This is a genomic window from Mesorhizobium sp. WSM1386, from assembly GCF_055901595.1.
The window spans coordinates 3,754,308-3,773,950 of sequence record NZ_CM148373.1 but is presented as its reverse complement, the minus strand read 5'-3'; the positions used below and the strand labels follow the sequence as shown (position 1 = coordinate 3,773,950).

The following is a 19,643-nucleotide window of genomic DNA, read 5'->3' as shown; positions in this document are numbered from 1 at the left end:
CACCAACTGGGATCATCAGCATGGAAGACGCTACACCCAGCCGAACCGCCCTTGGCGTTGCCCGTATGAGGGCCCTGCATCAGTTTTCACCGCAGGCGGGGCTGTTTCGCGACCCTTACGCGATCGCGATACTGGGTGAAGCGGCTCCCACGGCACAGGAGCTTGAGCAGGAAGACGAGCGCCGCCGGCGCATGCGCCTGTTCGTGACCGCTCGCGCCCGGTTCGCCGAGGACTGGCTGGCGGCGGCGGTTCGTCGCGGCATCCGGCAACTCGTCGTACTTGGCGCCGGCCTCGACACGTTTTCGCTGCGCAATCCGTATCCGGATCTCAGCGTGTTCGAAGTCGACCACCCGGCGACGCAGGCCTGGAAACGCAAATGCATTGCCAATGCTGGTCTTGCCGAACCATCCGCCACGACATTCGTGCCGGTCGATTTCGAGCGGCAGAGCCTGTCAGCGGAATTGGCCGCGGCCGGTTTGCAGTCGACCGAACCGAGCTTCTTCATCTGGCTGGGGGTCGTCCCCTACCTGACGAAGGAAGCGATCTTCAAGACGCTGTCCTGGATAGCCGGTGTTCCCGGCTCGGAGGTGGTGTTCGACTACAGCGAACCGGCTGAGAACCGCGATGCGGCGGGGCAAGCTGCCCTGGCTTTCCACGCGGCACGCGTTGCCGCTGTCGGGGAGCCATGGATCAGCTTCTTCGTTCCCGGTGAGCTGGCACAATCTCTCCATGGCCTCGGCTTCGACGAGATCGAGGATCTCGAGAGCAGCGATATCGCCGCTCGCCTTTCCAGAACTCCGACGGAAAGGACAGCCAACTCCGGCGGCCACATCATCCGTGCGCGCCGGAGCACCTGACCAATCTATCTCACCAGCAGCGGCAGATCCTTCAGGAACGCGGCCCGGGTCTTCGGTCCCTTGGGCATGTCGGTGCGGGTGGCATCGACGACCAACCGCGCGAAGACAATCTGGCGGCCGTCCTTTTTCGCCCAGCCGACGAACCAGCCCAGCGAGCGCTTGTCCTTGTCCGCGTCACCGCCAAGCCTGGTGCTGCCGGTCTTGCCCTGCACGGTCCAGCCGCCGGCCTGGAACGTCGGGATGATGGCCGATGTCATGTCATACGCCTTGGCCGACACCGGCAGTTGGCGGGCAAGCAGCTTGCGCAGGAAATCGACCTGCTCGACCGGCGTGATCTTGAGCGAGGAGTTCACCCAGGAATGGGTCAAGCCATCGTCCTTGCCGGGATTGCCGGACACGTCGCTGTTGCCGTAACCGAGTTTCGAGACATAGCCGGCAAATTTCTCATTGCCGAGCCGGCGGGTGATCTCTCGCGAGTACCAGATGATCGAGTCCCGCTCCCAGATCACCGGATCGACGGTCTTTTGATCCCGCTTCACCGCTTTGAATTCAGGCTTGTAGTCCCAGGCCGGCGTGTGCTCGCCGCTCAGGATCCCGGCATCGTAGCCGATCAGAGAGAGTGGCACCTTGAATGTCGAGGCCGGGCTGAACCGCTGGTCGCAGATCCCGTCCTGGTAAAGCGTCTTGCCGCTTGCCGCATCGGCGATCAGCGTGCACTGCACATCGCCAAGCGGCGCCGACTGCGCGCGCATCGGAAATCCCAGCAGCCAGGCAAGCAGGAACAGGACGCCGGCAAGGATGAACGGAAGACGGTCGAAATTGCGCATGGGATGCTCGCTCCAGAAGGGGGTTCGCGAGCGGCTTAACGAGGTCTCTTGTCTCGATTTTGTCTCAAATGCGCAGTCTTTGTGCAGGCTTGCGTTAACCCTACCGGATCGTAAAAACGGCCCATTGGCGCATCGGCACGATCACCCCTGCCGGCGTTTCTTGCCGATCCGCCAGTACCGCCAGGGCATGAACCAGACATAACGATCCGCCAGCACTTCCGGCACGAGGTCGATGCCATGCGTGCCGAATGGCCCACAGCGCAGCACCCGGAAAAATCCCATCCAGCCGCCGGCCCACAGGCCATGCCTGGCGATCGCCTCATGCGCGTATTCTGAACAGGTCGGCAGATGACGGCAGGAGTTGCCGACAAAGCCGGACAGCGTCAGCTGGTAGAGGCGTACGATCGAGGTGCCGAGGAGACGGCCAGGCGTCTTGCGCCACGGGCCGGGCCAGTTGCGGCCGCGCCTCGGCGGTTCCGCTGGATGCACATGCCCGTGCCAGTCGCCCACTGCTGTCTCCGTATCGCGTTTCCACGCGATAGATGTGGGCATCCGCGGGAGAACGCAATCCCACCGCCTTGCTGTCACGAACGGAAACGGCGGCATGGCTGCCGGCCGGCCTCATGTGTCCACCGGTCATGGCTGGCAGGCTCTTCGCATCGCTTTGGGGGCTGCCTCTCGTCGCGCCACTGAAACGTTGCGATCCGCATGACATCGCCGAGGATGCTCAGGAACTGAATCATGACCCGTGTCTCCTTCGACACGGATTAGACCGCCGCTGGCCTTCGCCTTCAAACGAGTATAATTTCCGGCTCGGATAACATGAGATTATGCGAATGAAGCGCGGACGACTTCCCCTGACGGCACTAAGGAGTTTCGAAGCCGCCGGCCGTCTTTTGAGCTTCAGCCGCGCGGCCGAAGAACTTTTCGTTTCCCAGGCGGCGATCAGCCGACAGATCCGCGAGCTCGAAACCTTCCTGCACCAGCCCCTGTTCGAGCGCCATCACCGCCGCGTCGAACTGACGGATGCAGGCCGACGGCTGCTTTCCCAATTGGTCAGGAGTTTCGACGACATCGACAAATTGCTTTCGGAATTGGTCGCGATTCCGGCGCAGTCCGTGGTTCGTGTCAGCGTCGAGCCGTCGCTGGCATCGGTATGGCTGGTCCCACGGCTCAACCGGTTTCGTCAGATACGGCCTGATATCGACGTGTCCCTCGAAGTCGATCCCAGACTGATCGAATTCCGCAGCGGTCAGCCTGAACTCGCCCTTCGCTTCAGCGCCCACGCTTCCTCGTGGCCCCGCAGCCAGGCCGAGCGGCTTGCCTCGACGGTCGACTCCCCGGTTCTGTCGCCGGCTCTGCTTGCCTCAGGCCCTCCTCTTGAGAAGCCGATCGACCTTGCCAACTACACACTTTTGCATGAGGAGAATCGCCAGGGATGGACACGCTGGTTCGAGGCAGCCGGCGTGCCGCCCGATGCCGTACCCGCGCGAGGCCCCATGCTGGCGGACGCATCGCTTTCAAAGCAGGCCGCCTTGCTCGGACATGGCGTAGCGCTTGGCGATCTCTTGCAGATTGGTGGAGAAGTCGCATCCGGCGCACTGATCAAGCCATTCGACATCGACGTCGCGTCAGGTGCCTATTGGCTGGTGGCCAGAAGTCTGCGTGATCTCTCGGAGCCGGCCTTGGCGTTCGCCGACTGGGTCAGAAGCGAATTCACCGAAAGCAGACGCGCTTCCAGCGAGGCCTAGGCCGCTTCTTCGGCGCGCTTCTTCTCGATCTGGCCGATGGCGTCGACCACGGCGTCAAAGGTCAGCATGGTCGAGGCATGGCGTGCCTTGTAGTCGCGCACCGGTTCCAGATACTTCAGGTCGGCGAAGCGCCCCTCGGGCGGCTCGCCATTTTCCTTCAACATCTTCAGCATGCTCTCGCGCACCGCGCGCAATTCCTCGGCATTCGCGCCGACGACATGCTGCGCCATGATCGAGGACGAGGCCTGGCCGAGCGCGCACGCCTTCACGTCATGGGCGAAGTCGGTGACCACGCCGTCCTGCATCTTGAGGTCGACGGTGACGGTCGACCCACACAGCTTGGAATGGGCTTTTGCGGTCGCGTCGGGGTGATCGAGCCGGCCGATGCGCGCGATATTTCCGGCAAAACCGAGAATTTTCGCATTGTAGACATCGTTGATCATTATTTTCCAATCCGTCGCCGCCAAGCGAACAGCGATTGCCGCTGCCGTGTCTTCCTTTCGCTCGCCATGACCTTATATAATGCTGGCAGATCGGTATCGACAAGGCTGCGCAAGCCAATGTCCTTGCCGGGAAGTTCACGCCGCTTACGGGGCTGGAAACGGGGCGAGTTTCCGACACCGAAAGGTCGTGGTCCGTTCAACTCGTTCCTCCTGTGAGAGGAACTACGGGAGACGCCTTTTTATGGATGCCGTCATCAAGAAACTCATGCCCCAGTCCGCCTACATGGAAAAGCCGGTCACCGACCGGCCGAGCGAAGCCGAAGTCGAGGCCGCCGTGCGCACATTGCTGCGCTGGACCGGCGACAACCCGGATCGCGAAGGACTGGTCGACACGCCCAAGCGCGTGGCCAAGGCCTATCGCGAAATGTTCGGCGGCTACGACATGTGCCCCGCGGAGGAACTCGGCCGCACCTTCGAGGAAGTCGCCGGCTATGATGATCTCGTCATCGTCAAGGACATCCAGTTCCATTCGCATTGCGAGCATCACATGGTGCCGATCATCGGCAAGGCGCATGTCGGCTATTTGCCGGACGGCAAGGTCGTCGGCCTGTCCAAGATCGCGCGCGTCGTCGATATCTTTGCCCATCGCCTGCAGACGCAGGAAGCCCTGACCGCGCAGATCGCCGGCGTCATCCAGGATGTGCTCAATCCTCGCGGCGTCGCCGTCATGATCGAGGCCGAGCACATGTGCATGGCCATGCGCGGTATCCGCAAGCAGGGCTCCACCACGCTGACCTCCACCTTCACCGGCGTCTTCAAGGACACGCCCGAGGAGCAGGTTCGTTTTGTCACCATGGTGCGTGGCGGCGGGATATAAGCCCCGTCACCGGCATTGCCCGACCATGATTCCGAAAAGTGGAAACCGGTTTTCGCCGACAAACGAAAACGTTTGTCCAGAGATCATGGTCAAACAGGAAAATAACCCGGCCAGGAAATAAATCGGCGATGTCGGCAGTGGAATTTCCAAAAGCTCCGTCAGACAAGAAGGCCTTGGAAGAAGGCGCGGTGTTTTCACCGCGCTTCGATGCCTCGGGCCTTGTGACCGTCGTCGTCACGGATGCGGCCGACGGTATGCTCTTGATGGTCGCGCACATGAACGCGCAAGCGCTGGCGCTGACGTTGGAAACGGGCATCGCGCACTACTGGTCGCGGTCGCGCAACGCACTTTGGAAAAAGGGCGAAACCTCGGGCAATCTCCAGCATGTCGTCGAGATGCTCACGGATTGTGACCAGGACGCCATATGGTTGCGCGTCAAAGTGTTGGGCCACGACGCAACCTGTCACACGGGCCGGCGTTCATGTTTTTATCGGACGGTGGGGCTGGTCGATGGCAAGGGGACGCTTGCCGACGATGGCAGCAAGCCGCTGTTCGATGCGGAAGAAACGTATCGGAAGCCTCTGTGAACCATTCAATATTCACAAACCACTCATGTTCACTATTCTCAAACGTCCTTCCGCTACAAAGGACATGGGACAAGGGAGATCATGATGCTCGAGTGGGCGTCATTGCGTAACAGACCGGATGTCAGGGAGGCCAACGGCCTGTCCTCGCCCGGTGGCGCATCCGAAACCAAATCACCCAGGAAAACAGGCATTTCGCTCGCCCTTGGCGGTGGTTGCGCCAGAGGCTGGGCCCATATCGGCGTGCTGCGCGCGCTTGATGAGGCCGGCATCGAAGTGTCGATGATCGCCGGCACCTCGATCGGCGCGCTGGTCGGCGGCTGTTATCTCGCCGGCAAACTGGACGAGCTGGAAGAGTTCGCCCGCAGCCTTACGAGGCGACGCATCTTCGGCCTGCTCGATCTCAATTTGCGCGGCAGCGGCCTGTTCGGCGGCATGAAACTCGATGCGCGCCTGCGCGAACATGTGGCGGGCGTTCGCTTCGAGGACCTGCCCAAGCCGTTCGTCGCCGTCACTTCCGAAATCCGCACGGGCCACGAAATCTGGCTGTCGAGCGGCTCGCTGATCACAGCCATGCGCGCTTCCTATGCACTGCCTGGCGTGTTCGAGCCGGTGAATTGCAACGGACGCGTGCTGGTCGATGGCGCGCTGGTCAATCCGGTCCCGGTGTCGGTCTGCCGCGCTTACGAGCAGCCGCTGGTCGTGGCGGTCAACCTTCACTACGACCTGTTCGGCCGTGCCGCCGTGATAAAACACAGTGCCGGCGAACTGGTTGTCGAAAAGGACGCGCCGCGTCTCGGCCACTCGGACCCGGAGCACCAGTCGCATCAAAGCCGCCTCGGCATCACCGGCGTCATGGTCGAGGCTTTCAACATCATCCAGGACCGCATTTCGCGCGCCAGGCTCGCCGGCGATCCGCCCGACATGTCGCTGCAGCCCAAGCTTAGCCATATCGGCCTGACCGAGTTCCACCGCGCCGACGAGGCGATCCAGCTCGGCTACCAGGCGACCATGGCGCAGATCGGCGAACTGGCCCGGCTTCAGACGGTTCTGGCTTAGCTTCGTCCGACCGGCTTTGCGTCAATTCCATTTTGCCTGCATGAGGTAAACCGATTGCAAAATGCAATTGGTTATGCTCGTTTAGAGATGGAACGGAGGCACGCCGATGGCCAAAATCGTCTATTCCATGCTGACGTCCCTGGATGGCTACATCGCCGGACCGGACGGGGACATCGCCCTGCCCGTTCCCGAGCCAGAGCTGCACCAGCATTTCAATGACATGATGCAACAGGCCTCGGTCGTCCTCGCGGGACGGCGGATGTATGAGATGATGCGGTTCTGGGACAGCCCTGACCGCGAGACCGGCGACACCGGGGTCGAGCGGGATTTTGCCCGCGCGTGGCGAGAGACGCCAAAAATCGTATTCTCGACCACGCTCCGAGAGGTCGGGCCCAATGCCCGGCTGGTGGATGGCGATGCCGAGACCACCGTAAGGTCGCTCAAGGCCGAGACGGACGGCCTCGTCATCCTCGGCGGCGCCGATCTTGCCGCCTCCCTGTCGCGTGCCGGTCTCGTCGACGAATTCAGGCTTTACATGCATCCCGTCGTGCTTGGCGGCGGCAAGCCATACTTCCAGTCCGGCCAGTCGCTGACGCTGAGACCGCTTGGCACGGAAAGCCTGAGCCAGGGCGTGACGCTGCTGCGTTATGCGCCGGCCAGCTGAATTCGACGGCCTCGGGCGCGACTACGCTCGCGCAGCGTCGATGATGCGGAACTGCACCGTGCGGTTGCCGTTCCAGTGATTGCCCGACAGCGAGCCGGCGACGTGCACCGTCTTGCCCCGGTTCTTGAACAGGAATTCGCCCAGCACCGTGTCGACGGCGCGAAAGGCGATCGCCTGGATGCGGCCGCCGCTGTCGGACTGCAATTCGCAGCGGATGTGGTTGGTGCCGACCGGCCTGGCGTCGGCCAGCCGATGCCGCGGCAGCACGAAAACCGGCGCCACGTGGCCGGCGCCGAATGGCCCCGCCTTTTCCAGCGCATCGAGCAGGCCGAGCGTCGCGCCTTCGGCGGCAAGCGCGCCGTCGATCGCGAGGCTTTCCTCGTCCTGCAGCCGAAACACGTCGGCGGCCGCCCGCTCCTCGAAAAACGCCCTGAGCTCGCCGAGCCTGGCGCGCTCCACGGTGATGCCGGCCGCCATGCCATGGCCGCCGCCCTTGACGATCAGCCCGGCGGTGGCGGCTTCGCGCACAAGCCGGCCGAGGTCGAAGCCCGACACCGAACGACCCGAACCGGTACCGACGCCCACGGCATTGAAGGCGATGGCGAAAGCCGGCCGGCGCGCGTGATCCTTGAGCCGTGAGGCAAGCAGGCCGACAATGCCGGGGTGCCAGTTGTTGCTGGCGGTAACGACGATCGCCGGACCGCTGCCACCGGCAAGCTCGGCATCGGCCTCGACACGGGCCGCCGCCAGCATCTCCTGCTCCATCAGCTGCCGCTCCTGGTTGAGCCGGTCGAGCGTCTCGGCGATGGTGCGGGCCTCGACCGGATCGTCGGTCGCAAGCAGCCGGCTGCCGAGTGCCGCATCGCCGATGCGTCCGCCGGCATTGATGCGCGGACCGATCAGATAGGCGAGATGAAAGGTGCTGATTGGTTCGCCGATGCGCGAGACCCGCGCCAGTGCCGCCAGCCCCTCATTCTTCTGCTGGCGCGCAACCTGCAGCCCCTTGACCACGAAGGCGCGGTTGACGCCGGTGAGCGGCACCACGTCGCACACGGTGGCAAGTGCCGCGAGATCGAGCAGCGAAAGCAGGTCCGGCGGCGGCGCGTCGGTCAGCCCGCGCAAGACCCTTGCAGTCTGCACCAGGGCAAGGAAGACGACACCGGCGGCGCACAGATGGCCCTGCCCGGAAAGATCATCGTCGCGATTGGGATTGACGACGGCAATCGCCGCCGGCAAGGCGCCGCCGACCTGATGGTGATCGAGCACCACCACATCGGCGCCGGCCGCATTGGCCGCATCGACCGAGACCGCGCTGTTGGTGCCGCAATCCACGGTGACGATCAGCGTCGCGCCGCGCGAGACGAGTTCGCGCATGGCATCGGGATTGGGGCCATAGCCCTCGAAAATGCGATCCGGGATGTAGATTTCCGACGGCACCGAGAAATGCGTCAGGAACCGCTTCAGCAAGGCGGACGAGGCGGCGCCGTCGACATCGTAGTCGCCGAAGATCGCCACCTTTTCCTTGGCCATCACCGCCGCCGCGATGCGGGCCGCTGCCCTGTCCATGTCGGTCAGCGATGCCGGATCCGGCAACAGGTCGCGGATTGTCGGGTCGAGAAACCGCTCGGTCTCATCGGCGGTAGCGCCGCGCCCGGCCAGCACGCGCGCGACGATGTCGGGCACACCATGGCCTTGCGCGATCGCAAGCGCGATCATGTCCTGCCGTTCGGTCAGCCGATGCTCCCAGGCGAGACCTGTGGCCGACTGCCTGACATCGAGGAAGAGGCGCCTTTCGCCCATCATGCGCTTTGCCGACTCATAGTTCGGTGCAGGATAGGCCGAAGGCGGGCAAAACCAAGCTTCACGCCGGCAGACGTCACGGAACAATTCAAGAAAAACTACGCTTTCCGCTTTTCAGCCTGGCGCCGGATCCATTCGTCGGCGGCGTCCCCCATCGTCGTTTCCCGACCGTCCTTGAGCCAGGCCGTGAAAGGCCGATCGAACCTGAACGCATCGCCGGGGTGAGAAAGCGACGCACATTCTAGGTGTTGCGATAGGATTCCGTGATGGCACGCGAAATCGGCTCCGCGTGCCAGTCGAACGCCTTCATCGTCAAATCCTTGCGGCCAGCTTCAGGCTCGCCCCTGAATGGCTAGCAACTGTAGCGGGGCTTCGCAAGCGAGTGTCAGAACTTATCCAGATCCTGATGCCTGGCCTTGATCTCGCGCACGGTCCGCGACGACGAGCGCAGCACGATCGTATGGGTGGTGATGGTAGTGCGGCCGAACTTCACTCCCGCCAGCATGTTCCCGTCGGTGACGCCGGTGGCCGCGAACAGCACATCGCCGCGCGCCATATCTTCGGCCCGATAGACGCGCTTCGGATCGGAAATGCCCATCTTGGCCGCGCGTGCGACCTTCTCCTGCGTGTCGAGGATCAGCCGGCCCTGCATCTGGCCGCCGGTGCAACGCAGCGCCGCCGCGGCCAGCACGCCTTCCGGCGCACCCCCGATGCCGAGATAGATATCGATGCCGGTTTCTTCCGCGTCGGTGGTGTGAATGACGCCGGCAACGTCGCCGTCGCCAATCAGCCGGATCGCGGCTCCGGTGGCGCGCACGGCGTCGATCAGCTTGGCGTGGCGGGGCCGGTCGAGGATGCAGGCCGTGATATCGGAGACAGCGACGCCCTTGGCCCTGGCGAGGCTGGCGATGTTGTCGGCCGGCGACGCATCGATGTGGATGACGCCTTCGGCATAACCCGGGCCGATGGCGATCTTGTCCATATAGACGTCGGGCGCGAACAAAAGGCTGCCCTTCTCGGCGATCGCGATGACGGCGAGCGCGTTCGGCAGGTTCTTGGCGCAGATCGTCGTGCCCTCGAGCGGATCGAGCGCGATATCGACCGCCGGACCTTTGCCGGTGCCGACCTCCTCGCCGATATAGAGCATCGGCGCCTCGTCCCGCTCGCCCTCGCCGATCACCACAGTGCCCTTGATCGCGAGCCGGTTGAGCTCCTGGCGCATGGCGTCCACGGCAACCTGGTCGGCCGCCTTCTCGTCGCCACGGCCGCGCAGCCTGGCGGCCGCGACGGCGGCCCGCTCGGTGACGCGCACCAGTTCCATGGTGAGTATCCGGTCAAGGCCGGCGACGATGTTCTGGGCCACATTCATTTCGGCAAATCCTCGTTTATAGGCCGCCTCCCGCCGGAGGCGCGCCTGTTTTGTCAAACGAGCATGACAACGGCAAGACCGGTCAGGCGATTTTATCGAAAAGCCAGCAATATCAATCGATTAAACGGCGTTTTTGAAACAAATGCCGGCCCGGTCGACAGGGACCAAGCCGGCATGAAACGGGAAAATCCTGCCCTTCGTAGCCTAGAAAACCGCGAGATATTTGAGCAGCGAAACGATGCCTATGATGATGACGATGATCTGGGCGATCTGTCTCATCCTGGCGTCGAGCGGCAGGCGTTGCACCAAATAGAGGACGAGAATGATGACGAGGAACGTGATCAGGATGCCGATCAGCGCGGACGAAGCCATGGTACCCTCCTTGAAATGATTTCCTGAAGCAGGGAAACGAGCCGGCAACGCCGGCTGAGTACCGGCGCCGTCAATACCAGCGGCGCGATGTGTCGTTCATCGATTGGCCGACGGCCAGGCCGGCGAGAAAGCCGAGCAGGCCGATCACGCCAACCACGGCGGTCGTCGTGCCGGGATTTTCGCGCGCGACTTCCGAAACCGACTGGGCCTGGCTGCGCAACTGCTGTGCCGTCCGTGATGCGCGGGATGCCGCCGTATCGTAGAAATCGGAAGCCTGCTCGCTGGCATCGTCGAGCATTTCGGCACCGCGCGCCGAGATGCTCTTGTTGATCTTGGTGATCTCCTTGCGCAGTTCGGCGATCTGCTTTTCCAGCGTCTTCTGGACATCGTCGATTTGAGGGCTATCGGATTTCGATGCTTCGGCCATTGCGGTTCCTTCGGTTTGGGGACCTCAGGAGAACGACGCCGGCAAGGATTGGTTCCGGCAATCCCGCCTCCGGCACCGACCCGAACCAACCAAAGCGCTATGGCGCGGCGCTATCCGGCCCGTTCGATGCGGATGACCTGCGGCTTGTCGGTCAGGTGGCCGTCCTTGGTGATGCCGTCGACGGCCTTGCGCACGGCCGCCTCTGTCGTCTCGTGGGTGACCAGGATCACCGTCTTTTGTGCCACCGCCTCGCCGCCGATCGCCTGCTGGACGATCGATTCCAGCGAAATGTCGTTGTCGGCCATGCGCTTGGCGATCGCGGCGAACACGCCGATGCGATCATGCACGGTCAGCCGGATGAAGTAGCCGCCGGCATGGCTGCGCATCTGCGCCTTCTTGTAGGGCCTCAACTCCTTCGCCGGCCGGCCGAAGACGGGTCCATGCTGGAAGCCGGGACGGCTCTTGGCAATGTCGGCGATGTCGCCGATGACGGCCGAGGCGGTGGCATTGCCGCCGGCGCCGGGGCCTGAAAGCAGCAGCTCGCCGAGGATGTCGGTCTCGATCGCCACCGCATTGGTGACGCCATGCACCTGCGCGATGACCGAGGCCGTTGGCACCATGGTCGGATGCACGCGCTGCTCGATGCCGCTTTCGGTGCGCTGGGCGACGCCGAGCAGCTTGATCCGGTAGCCGAGGTCGCCGGCGGCGCGGATGTCGGCCTGGGTGATGTTGGAAATGCCTTCCATGTAGATGTCGTTGGCCGCGATCTTCGTGCCGAAGGCAAGGCTGGTCAGGATCGACAGCTTGTGAGCAGTGTCGTGGCCCTCGATGTCGAAGGTCGGGTCGGCTTCGGCATAGCCCAGCCGCTGCGCGTCCTTCAGGCAGGCGTCGAACGAGATGCCCTCGGCCTCCATGCGGGTCAGGATATAGTTGCAGGTGCCGTTGAGGATGCCGAACACGCGGGTGACCGAATTGCCGGCCATCGCTTCGCGCATCGTCTTGATGACGGGAATGCCGCCGGCCACCGCAGCCTCGTAGTTGAGCAGCACGCCCTTCTTCTCGGCGATCTCGGCAAGTGCCACGCCATGCTTGGCGAGCAGCGCCTTGTTGGCGGTGACGACATGGCGGCCTGCTTCGAGTGCGGCCTTCACCGACGATCGCGCCGGGCCTTCGTCGCCGCCGATCAGTTCGACGAACACGTCGATCTCGGCCGTCTGCGCCATCTTGACCGGATCGTCGAACCAAGTTGCCGAACCGAGATCGACCCCGCGGTCGCGTTTCTGGTCGCGCGCCGAAACCGCTGACACGATGATGTCGCGCCCGCATTGCCGGGTCAGTTCCGCCGCCTTGTCGCGCAGCACGCGCGCCACGGACGCGCCCACCGTGCCAAGTCCGGCAATTCCAACACGCAATGCTTCAGCCATGGAAGGCGACGTCCCTCAAATCAGATCGGAATTGTATCTACCGGTGGGCGGAAAGCGGCACCACATTGTTGGGCTGCTTGGCACTGCTCGACAGGAAGCGCTTGATGTTGCGCGCCGCCTGCCGGATCCGGTGCTCGTTCTCGACCAGCGCGACACGCACGAAATCGTCGCCATGTTCGCCAAAGCCGACACCGGGCGCCACCGCCACGTCGGCGTGCTCGATCAGCAGCTTGGAGAATTCGAGCGAGCCGAGATGGCGGAACGGCTCCGGGATCGGTGCCCAGGCGAACATCGAGGCGGCCGGGGCCGGAATGGTCCAGCCGGCACGGCCGAAGGCATCGACCATCACGTCGCGGCGCTTGTGGTAGATGTCGCGTACTTCGGCGATATCGGCGCCGTCGCCGTTGAGCGCGTGCGCCGCCGCCACCTGGATCGGCGTGAAGGCGCCGTAGTCGAGATAGGACTTCACCCGCGTCAGTGCCGAGATCAGCCGCTCGTTGCCGACGGCAAAGCCCATGCGCCAGCCGGGCATCGAGAAAGTCTTCGACATCGAGGTGAACTCGACGCAGATATCGATGGCGCCGGGAACCTGCAGCACCGAAGGCGGCGGATTGCCGTCGAAATAAATCTCCGAATAGGCAAGGTCGGACAGGATGATGATGTCGTTCTTCTTCGCGAACGCCACCACGTCCTTGTAGAAATCGAGCGAAGCGACCAGCGCCGTCGGGTTCGACGGATAGTTGAGGATCAGCGCCAGCGGTTTCGGAATCGAATGGCGGATGCCGCGCTCGACCGCCGGGATGAAGCCGTCGTCAGGCTCGACCTGCAGCGAGCGGATGACGCCGCCCGACATGATGAAGCCGAAGGCGTGGATCGGATAGGTCGGATTGGGACACAGGATCACATCGCCGGGCGCGGTGATCGCCTGCGCCATGTTGGCGAAGCCTTCCTTCGAGCCGAGCGTGGCCACCACTTGCGTGTCGGGGTTGAGCTTCACGCCGAAGCGGCGCTGATAGTAGGCGGCCTGCGCGCGGCGCAAGCCCGGAATGCCGCGCGAGGAGGAATAACGATGCGTGCGCGGGTCGCGCACCACCTCGCACAATTTGTCGACGATGGCCTTTGGCGTCGGCAGATCCGGATTGCCCATGCCGAGGTCGATGATGTCGGCGCCGCGCGAACGGGCGCTGGCCTTGAGCCGGTTGACCTGCTCGAAGACATAGGGCGGAAGCCGGCGGACCTTGTGAAATTCTTCCATGGCAGTTCCAGACATCGAAGGGCCCCGGAAATCCGAGGCGTTGGGCGCGCGCTATATACTCATTTGCAGGTAGGGTCGAGGGCGGGATCGCATTTGCTCTCGATCTGCTTCAACGTCTGGGGGCCGTGTTTCTTCGCAAGGTCCGACAGCGCCGCCTGATTGGAGACGTTGGCAGCGCCGCCTTTGGAGCCCTGCGCATTCTCATCGGCCTTCAGTTCGGCAAGCTTGGCGTTCCTCTCCGCTTCCGTGAACTGTGGGGCCGCCACTTGCGGTTTGATGTTCAGGTTCGGAAAGGAGCCTGTATCCTTCGGGCCCGCATCCGTCGCCAACGGCACCGGTCCGCTGGTGTTGGTGCTCGAACACCCGGCAATGCCCAGCAGCACGATCGCCGCGCCGATGCGGCAAAAGCGTCCGGCGTCAAAAAAAACAGTCTCGCCAATCTTAATCGTCATATTGTTTCCTTGGCAGCCGGGGTAGAGCGAGATTGGACCCTGCCGGATGTCCCATGTTAATATGTCAAGAAAACGCTTCGGGAGGAACCCCGCGAACCATGTCCAAAACACCCGATTCGGGCAAAGCGGAAGATGACGAGCCTTCGACCGTCGAGCAATATCTGGTGAAGGATCCGGAACGCTTCGCGTTGAATATGGCGCGCATGGTCGAGCAGGCCGGCAAGGCGGCTTCCGCCTGGGCCGAACCGCGCGAAAGGGGCGAAGTGCGCGACCACGTCGCCGAACCCGTCGTCGACATGGTCAAGACCTTCTCCAAGCTCAGCGAATACTGGCTTGCCGACCCGCAGCGCGCGCTCGAAGCGCAGACGCGACTGTTCGCCGGCTACATGACCGTTTGGGCGAACGCCATCCAGCGCGTCAGCCCCAGCGCCGAGGGCGCCGACGATGCCGTCAAGCCGGAGCGCGGCGACAAGCGTTTCCAGGATCCGGAATGGGGCCGCAACGCCTTCTTCGATTTTCTCAAGCAGGCCTATCTCGTCACCTCGCGCTGGGCGTCCGAACTGGTCGAGCACGCCGAAGGTCTGGACGAGCACACCCGCCACAAGGCCAGCTTCTACGTCAAGCAGGTATCCAACGCCATCTCGCCGTCGAATTTCATCTTGACCAATCCGGAACTGTTTCGCGAAACCGTTGCCTCGAACGGCGAGAACCTGGTGCGCGGCATGAAGATGCTGGCCGAGGACATCGCCGCCGGCAAGGGCGACCTGAAGCTGCGTCAGGCAGACTATTCGCCCTTCGAGATCGGCAGGAACATCGCCACCACGCCCGGCAAGGTGGTCGGCCGCAGCGACGTGGCCGAGATCATCCAGTATGATCCGGCAACCGAGACGGTGCTGAAACGACCGCTGCTGATCTGCCCGCCCTGGATCAACAAGTTCTACATTCTCGACCTCAACCCGCAGAAATCCTTCATTCGCTGGGCGATCGAGCAGGGCCACACCGTCTTCGTCATCTCCTGGATCAATCCGGACGAACGCCACGGCGCCAAGAGCTGGGAAGCCTATATCCGGGAAGGCCTGCAATACGGCCTCGACACGATCGAGAAGGCGACCGGCGAGCGCGACGTCAACGCGATCGGCTATTGCGTCGGCGGCACGCTGCTGGCTGCCGCCCTGGCGCTGATGGCCAAGGAAGGTGACGACCGCATCAAGTCGGCGACCTTCTTCACCACGCAGGTCGATTTCACCTATGCCGGCGACCTGAAAGTGTTCGTCGACGAAGAACAGGTCGCGGCGGTGGAAAAGTCGATGAACGAAAAGGGCTATCTCGACGGCACCAAAATGGCGACCGCCTTCAACATGCTGCGCTCCGGCGACCTGATCTGGCCCTATGTCGTCAACAACTACATGCGCGGCAAGGATCCCCTGCCCTTCGACCTGCTCTACTGGAATGCCGATTCGACCCGCATGGCGGCCGCCAATCACTCTTTCTACCTGCGCAACTGCTATCTCGAGAACAACCTCTCGCGCGGCACGATGGAACTGGCGGGCCACACGGTCTCGCTCGGCGATGTAACCATTCCGATCTACAACCTCGCCTCCCGGGAAGATCACATCGCGCCTGCCCTGTCCGTCTTCCTCGGTTCGAAATATTTCGGCGGCAAGGTCGAGTATGTGATGGCGGGCTCCGGCCATATCGCCGGTGTCGTCAATCCGCCCGCGTCCAATAAGTATCAGTACTGGACGGGCGGCCCGCCGACGTGCGATTTCAACCAGTGGATCGCCGCCGCCACCGACCATCCGGGCTCCTGGTGGCCGCATTGGCAAAGCTGGATAGAGGCCAAGGACAACACCCGCGTGCCTGCCCGCACACCCGGCAAGCATATGAAAACCTTGGGCGATGCTCCCGGCACCTATGTGAAGGTGCGTGTGTAACGGACTGTAATGTGTGGTGAGTTGACGGCCCGGTAAAAGCGGGCGAAATGGTGTCGTCAACCTTCAAGCGTCCGTAATTCGGCGATCCCTGCAAAAATATCTCCAGGCTTGCGGATTTGACACAGGTCTCGTTTCCGGATCGGAGACAAAGGTCACCTCGACGCGGATATCTTGGTTCCGCGCCAAGGACATACCGACCGGACATCGAGGGGGAATTTGACTTTGAAATCAGCAGGATGGAGCCTCGCAAAGGGAGAACGCCGCGCCATTGTGGCAGCGCTCTGCTCGGTGCTCCTGGCCTCCTGCACATCGGCCGGCGACCAGACGATGTCGGTTGGAATGCCCGGCTACAATGCCTCCGCATCGGACATCAATACCTCCTCCGGCAAGCCGGCCGCCGGCGCCGATTCGTCGTCTCAGATGGCGACCACGCAGACGACCGTGATGAGCGAAAGCGATACGGCGCTGCCGGAAAAGGTCGCCTATGTGCCGGTGGCCAAGCCCCAGGCCGCGTTTCCACTGGCGATGCCGGCCGGCGTTGAAACCATCGCGGGACAAACACCGCAGGCCCTGCAGCAGCCCGCCCAGACGGCGCAGCAGACCGATGCTGTCACCCAGAAGATCGCCGCCGCCGATGCCGGCGTGACGAAGCCGGCCGCGGCACCGGCGATGAACAATCCTGTCTATGTGACCGCCGGGGAAATGCCGCAAGCCGAGGCGCCCAAGAAAAAAGGCTTCCTGGCCTCGATGTTCGGCGCCACGCCCGCTTCGGCGGCGCCCGCTCCGCTGATCAACGCGCGATCGGGCGAGCAGCCGGCCGTACAGGCCAAGCCGGCGCCGGCAGCGGCAAAGCCGATCATCACGCTGGCCTCGGCCGATTCCACGGCAAAACCGATACAATTGGCTTCCACGGGGGATGAAGCCGGCCACATCACCGGCAGCGATGCCTTGCCCGGCGTGCGCCAGACCGCCCTGTTCGAGATCAAGCGAAAATCCGGCATCGACGACGAAAGCGACGTCGATCTCAACGAGGACGAAGGCTCGGGCGGCAGCTATCAGGTCGCGTCCGCCGCCGGCATGGCGCGGCTCGCGCCCAATGGTTTGCTGAAGCAGAACGAAAGCGTCGACGTCGCCTGCCTGAAGCCGTCGTTGGTGCGCGTGCTGAAGACGATCGAGGGCCACTACGGCCGCAAGATGATGGTGACCTCGGGCTATCGCGACCCGGCCCGCAACCGTCGCGCCAACGGCGCCAAGAATTCACTGCACATGTACTGCGCCGCCGCCGACATCCAGGTGCCCGGCGTCTCCAAATGGGAACTGGCGAGCTACATCAGGACGATGCCCGGCCGCGGCGGCGTCGGCACCTACTGCCACACCGAATCGGTCCACGTCGACGTCGGCCCCGAGCGCGACTGGAACTGGCGCTGCCGGCGCCGCAGCGGCGGTGACGACGGCTAGCGGCAAAGTCGTCACTCAGGCGAAGTTCTTTCGCGGAGACCTTGGCATGGCGGGCGGCCGGACAGATATCAACACCTTGCCGATGCTGATGAAATTGCCGATTTGGCGGGCTGGAAAAAAGTTGTCCAAGGCGGCACCTGACGGGTTGCCGGTTGCGCGCAACGCCAGTATAAGCCGCTTTCATCTGAGCGCGCCCATCGTCTAGCGGTCAGGACACCGCCCTTTCACGGCGGTAACAGGGGTTCGATTCCCCTTGGGCGTACCAGAGATCTCAAGCACTTAGCGGCATTGGCCCATCACCTGACCAATTTTTGGCCAATAGAAATCTGGCGTGCACCGGAACACCGTCACCAGGATCAAGACCGAGGCCACGGCGCCAGGCCACTCAATGGCTGCGGTGCAAGCGGCTTTAGACGCGGCCGGCGTCGAGTTCATCCCTGAGAATGGCGGCCGCGCCGGGGTCAGGCTGCGGAAGACATCCCCATGATCGCCACCATGTTTCGCTGGGGCGTGATCCTGGGCATCATCGGCTTTGTCGGCGGGGTTCGGCGGAAACGCGCGCTGGCGGGGCTCCCACCCAAGCAGGTAGGGCTAAGGTCCCTAGACGATGGCGCAAAGGTCTGACGCGCCAAACAGGCTGGAACGATAGTGGAGCGGCAGGCTTTTCCGGAATGTTCGCAGGCTTCGCCCGGCGCACAGGGCAGATATAACGGGGTAACGCAATGCGGATGCTGGTCAGGCCTGCCAAACGGGAAGGAACTTCTCGAACCATCTTCGATCGACCGCTGATTGATGGCGATGTCAAATCTGGGGCGGGCGGCCCGATGATATCGATTGATGCCGAGGGCATTTACTCGAATGATTCAAAATACCGGTACCTGATTGAATTTACGCTTGGTGAACTTGAGGCACTTATCGGAAGCAGCGGCCCGGCACTTGGGGCGGGCGGGCCAGTAAGCACCGGGCCTAACCGGCAGGGGCATCAGGAGGGCGTCGCCGGCGAAATGTCGGGATCGTGACTTGCACCTCAACCGTCGAGGGTTGACGCCAGGCGTCGCGGGCAGGAAGCGCGGCGTAGGACAGAGACTAGGGACAAACGTGCGCTGGCGCGGTTTTACGTCGGTGGCGACAACTGTTCGGCGGCCAAGACAACAAGACGACCCTCCGCCTCTCCTGACCTGGAGAAAAAGCCCGCGCCACGGAGGGACCGATGACGCGGGCCGGCTGATGTTTGCCGCACCAGCCTGCTCGGATGCCAAGCAGCGACATCCGGGCGCGTGACCCCAATCTTTCGAAATAGCTAATGTTCCTCAACGACGCCCCTGCGGCCTATCGATTTGGACGGTTGGTCGCAAAAACATTGAAAAACAGCAAGCACGCTGCCACGGACAAAACCCCGACTAATATTTCGTCCGGGGTCACACTCGGGCAATGGATGAAATCAAAGGCCAACACAGCCATCGCTCTACCGATCCTAGGTTCGACAACATCGAAGGGAGAACCATGAGAGAACGCTAAAGTTCCGATCTAGGCCTTATGAAGCGCCAAGATAATCAACTTCCCGAAGCGACCGAAATGACGCTCTGGGAGAGCGGCCGGCGCGATTGCAGATGAAAGCAATCCGCCTAGAGCGCCGGCCACTGCGGCAACTTGAGGGAATTGCCACCTGCCGGAGCTAGAGCATGCCGTTGGGTCGGCAACTCCTTGGTAAAAACCGTACAGTCTTTTCCTGTTGAAACCCCGAGTTCGGCGGACTTATAAAAATCGCGTAGCCATTGCTTTTCGTAGAGAGGCTGTGATGGGTAGCGTGGTTCCAATCCGCAAGGAATTGCCTTGTGTCGAAGTGGCCGAAGCCAGCGGCGAATGGTCCGTTCGCGTGGTCGAGGAAGACCAGGAACTTACCCGTTCATTCGAGCTGGAATCGTTCGCCTTGAACTTTGCGGAAGGCCAGCGGATACGCCTGCACCTCGATAGGATCGTGCGAGTCTAGGCGCTCTCGGCAGGGTTGGTTGCGATAGTCGGGCGGACGCATGTCTCGACCCGCCGACGCTCGGTTCACCCGCCCACTGCGTCCCGCTCGCCTAGTAGCC

At 62.9% G+C, this 19,643-nt stretch carries 22 protein-coding genes and 1 tRNA gene; 12 read left to right on the top strand and 11 right to left on the bottom strand.

What is annotated here, in order from left to right; all coding sequences use genetic code 11:
- Positions 1–20: 20 nt before the first annotated feature.
- A complete protein-coding gene (locus AC0NIH_RS18540; protein ID WP_473460595.1) occupies positions 21–857 on the top strand; it encodes an SAM-dependent methyltransferase in 837 nt (278 codons plus the stop codon).
- Between the two features lie 5 nt (positions 858–862).
- Here the strand turns inward: AC0NIH_RS18540 and blaOXA are convergent, their stop codons facing one another.
- Both blaOXA and yidD read right to left on the bottom strand, forming a co-directional pair.
- Positions 863–1,684: a class D beta-lactamase gene (blaOXA, locus tag AC0NIH_RS18535; RefSeq protein ID WP_473460597.1), complete on the bottom strand. Its 822-nt coding sequence runs from the start codon at positions 1,682–1,684 to the stop codon at positions 863–865.
- 141 nt (positions 1,685–1,825) lie between these two features.
- Entirely contained in the window at positions 1,826–2,194 is a 369-nt protein-coding gene (gene yidD / locus AC0NIH_RS18530; protein WP_473460599.1) for a membrane protein insertion efficiency factor YidD, read from the bottom strand.
- A gap of 326 nt (positions 2,195–2,520) precedes the next feature.
- Here yidD and AC0NIH_RS18525 point away from each other — a divergent pair, with 326 nt between their 5' ends.
- On the top strand, positions 2,521–3,435 hold the full coding sequence (locus AC0NIH_RS18525; protein WP_473460601.1) for a LysR substrate-binding domain-containing protein: 915 nt from the start codon (positions 2,521–2,523) through the stop codon (positions 3,433–3,435).
- Here the strand turns inward: AC0NIH_RS18525 and AC0NIH_RS18520 are convergent.
- On the bottom strand, positions 3,432–3,878 hold the full coding sequence (locus AC0NIH_RS18520; RefSeq protein ID WP_023763581.1) for an iron-sulfur cluster assembly scaffold protein: 447 nt from the start codon (positions 3,876–3,878) through the stop codon (positions 3,432–3,434). The two genes, AC0NIH_RS18525 and AC0NIH_RS18520, sit on opposite strands and share 4 nt — an antisense overlap.
- A gap of 241 nt (positions 3,879–4,119) precedes the next feature.
- Here AC0NIH_RS18520 and folE point away from each other — a divergent pair, with 241 nt between their 5' ends.
- From folE to AC0NIH_RS18500, 4 genes are all read left to right on the top strand, one after another.
- The gene (gene folE / locus AC0NIH_RS18515) at positions 4,120–4,755 is read left to right on the top strand and encodes a GTP cyclohydrolase I FolE (protein ID WP_013895157.1); all 636 of its coding nucleotides are present in this window, start codon (positions 4,120–4,122) and stop codon (positions 4,753–4,755) included.
- A 128-nt stretch (positions 4,756–4,883) separates the two neighbouring features.
- The gene (hisI, locus tag AC0NIH_RS18510; RefSeq protein WP_023778770.1) at positions 4,884–5,342 is read left to right on the top strand and encodes a phosphoribosyl-AMP cyclohydrolase; all 459 of its coding nucleotides are present in this window, start codon (positions 4,884–4,886) and stop codon (positions 5,340–5,342) included.
- An 81-nt stretch (positions 5,343–5,423) separates the two neighbouring features.
- A complete protein-coding gene (locus AC0NIH_RS18505; protein WP_198028405.1) occupies positions 5,424–6,398 on the top strand; it encodes a patatin family protein in 975 nt (324 codons plus the stop codon).
- Between the two features lie 106 nt (positions 6,399–6,504).
- Complete coding sequence (locus AC0NIH_RS18500; RefSeq protein ID WP_473460605.1) at positions 6,505–7,062, top strand: dihydrofolate reductase family protein; 558 nt, start codon at positions 6,505–6,507, stop codon at positions 7,060–7,062.
- 21 nt (positions 7,063–7,083) lie between these two features.
- Here the strand turns inward: AC0NIH_RS18500 and recJ are convergent, their stop codons facing one another.
- The 8 genes from recJ to AC0NIH_RS18460 form a co-directional block, all read right to left on the bottom strand.
- Positions 7,084–8,865, bottom strand: a complete 1,782-nt coding sequence (gene recJ, locus AC0NIH_RS18495) for a single-stranded-DNA-specific exonuclease RecJ (protein WP_473460607.1) — start codon at positions 8,863–8,865, stop codon at positions 7,084–7,086.
- Between the two features lie 95 nt (positions 8,866–8,960).
- Entirely contained in the window at positions 8,961–9,122 is a 162-nt protein-coding gene (locus AC0NIH_RS18490; RefSeq protein ID WP_474025268.1) for a DUF6434 domain-containing protein, read from the bottom strand.
- Positions 9,123–9,247: 125 nt separating this feature from the next.
- Entirely contained in the window at positions 9,248–10,231 is a 984-nt protein-coding gene (gene glpX, locus AC0NIH_RS18485; protein ID WP_473460609.1) for a class II fructose-bisphosphatase, read from the bottom strand.
- Positions 10,232–10,435: 204 nt separating this feature from the next.
- Positions 10,436–10,603 carry a Thivi_2564 family membrane protein gene (locus tag AC0NIH_RS18480; protein ID WP_023763577.1) on the bottom strand — a complete coding sequence of 56 codons (168 nt, stop codon included), beginning with the start codon at positions 10,601–10,603 and terminating at the stop codon, positions 10,436–10,438.
- A gap of 70 nt (positions 10,604–10,673) precedes the next feature.
- A complete protein-coding gene (locus AC0NIH_RS18475; RefSeq protein WP_023763576.1) occupies positions 10,674–11,030 on the bottom strand; it encodes a hypothetical protein in 357 nt (118 codons plus the stop codon).
- Between the two features lie 110 nt (positions 11,031–11,140).
- On the bottom strand, positions 11,141–12,454 hold the full coding sequence (locus tag AC0NIH_RS18470; protein ID WP_023763575.1) for a homoserine dehydrogenase: 1,314 nt from the start codon (positions 12,452–12,454) through the stop codon (positions 11,141–11,143).
- Positions 12,455–12,491: 37 nt separating this feature from the next.
- Positions 12,492–13,709 (bottom strand): LL-diaminopimelate aminotransferase, encoded by a 1,218-nt coding sequence (locus AC0NIH_RS18465; RefSeq protein WP_023763574.1) that lies wholly within the window; start codon positions 13,707–13,709, stop codon positions 12,492–12,494.
- Positions 13,710–13,768: 59 nt separating this feature from the next.
- The gene (locus tag AC0NIH_RS18460; protein ID WP_473460612.1) at positions 13,769–14,161 is read right to left on the bottom strand and encodes a hypothetical protein; all 393 of its coding nucleotides are present in this window, start codon (positions 14,159–14,161) and stop codon (positions 13,769–13,771) included.
- Between the two features lie 98 nt (positions 14,162–14,259).
- On the opposite strand from AC0NIH_RS18460, the gene phaC reads away from it, so the two are divergent.
- The 6 genes from phaC (at position 14,260) to AC0NIH_RS18430 (ending at position 19,543) form a co-directional block, all read left to right on the top strand.
- The gene (gene phaC / locus AC0NIH_RS18455) at positions 14,260–16,095 is read left to right on the top strand and encodes a class I poly(R)-hydroxyalkanoic acid synthase (protein WP_287270498.1); all 1,836 of its coding nucleotides are present in this window, start codon (positions 14,260–14,262) and stop codon (positions 16,093–16,095) included.
- A gap of 216 nt (positions 16,096–16,311) precedes the next feature.
- Positions 16,312–17,553, top strand: a complete 1,242-nt coding sequence (locus tag AC0NIH_RS18450; RefSeq protein ID WP_473460614.1) for a YcbK family protein — start codon at positions 16,312–16,314, stop codon at positions 17,551–17,553.
- A gap of 46 nt (positions 17,554–17,599) precedes the next feature.
- Positions 17,600–17,758 (top strand): hypothetical protein, encoded by a 159-nt coding sequence (locus AC0NIH_RS18445; RefSeq protein ID WP_473460616.1) that lies wholly within the window; start codon positions 17,600–17,602, stop codon positions 17,756–17,758.
- A tRNA-Glu gene (locus tag AC0NIH_RS18440) sits at positions 17,744–17,818 on the top strand. The genes AC0NIH_RS18445 and AC0NIH_RS18440 overlap by 15 nt, the downstream gene beginning before the upstream one ends.
- Before the next feature lie 457 nt (positions 17,819–18,275).
- On the top strand, positions 18,276–18,572 hold the full coding sequence (locus tag AC0NIH_RS18435) for a hypothetical protein (RefSeq protein ID WP_023778760.1): 297 nt from the start codon (positions 18,276–18,278) through the stop codon (positions 18,570–18,572).
- A gap of 779 nt (positions 18,573–19,351) precedes the next feature.
- Positions 19,352–19,543 carry a hypothetical protein gene (locus AC0NIH_RS18430; protein WP_023778759.1) on the top strand — a complete coding sequence of 64 codons (192 nt, stop codon included), beginning with the start codon at positions 19,352–19,354 and terminating at the stop codon, positions 19,541–19,543.
- Positions 19,544–19,643 lie beyond the last annotated feature (100 nt).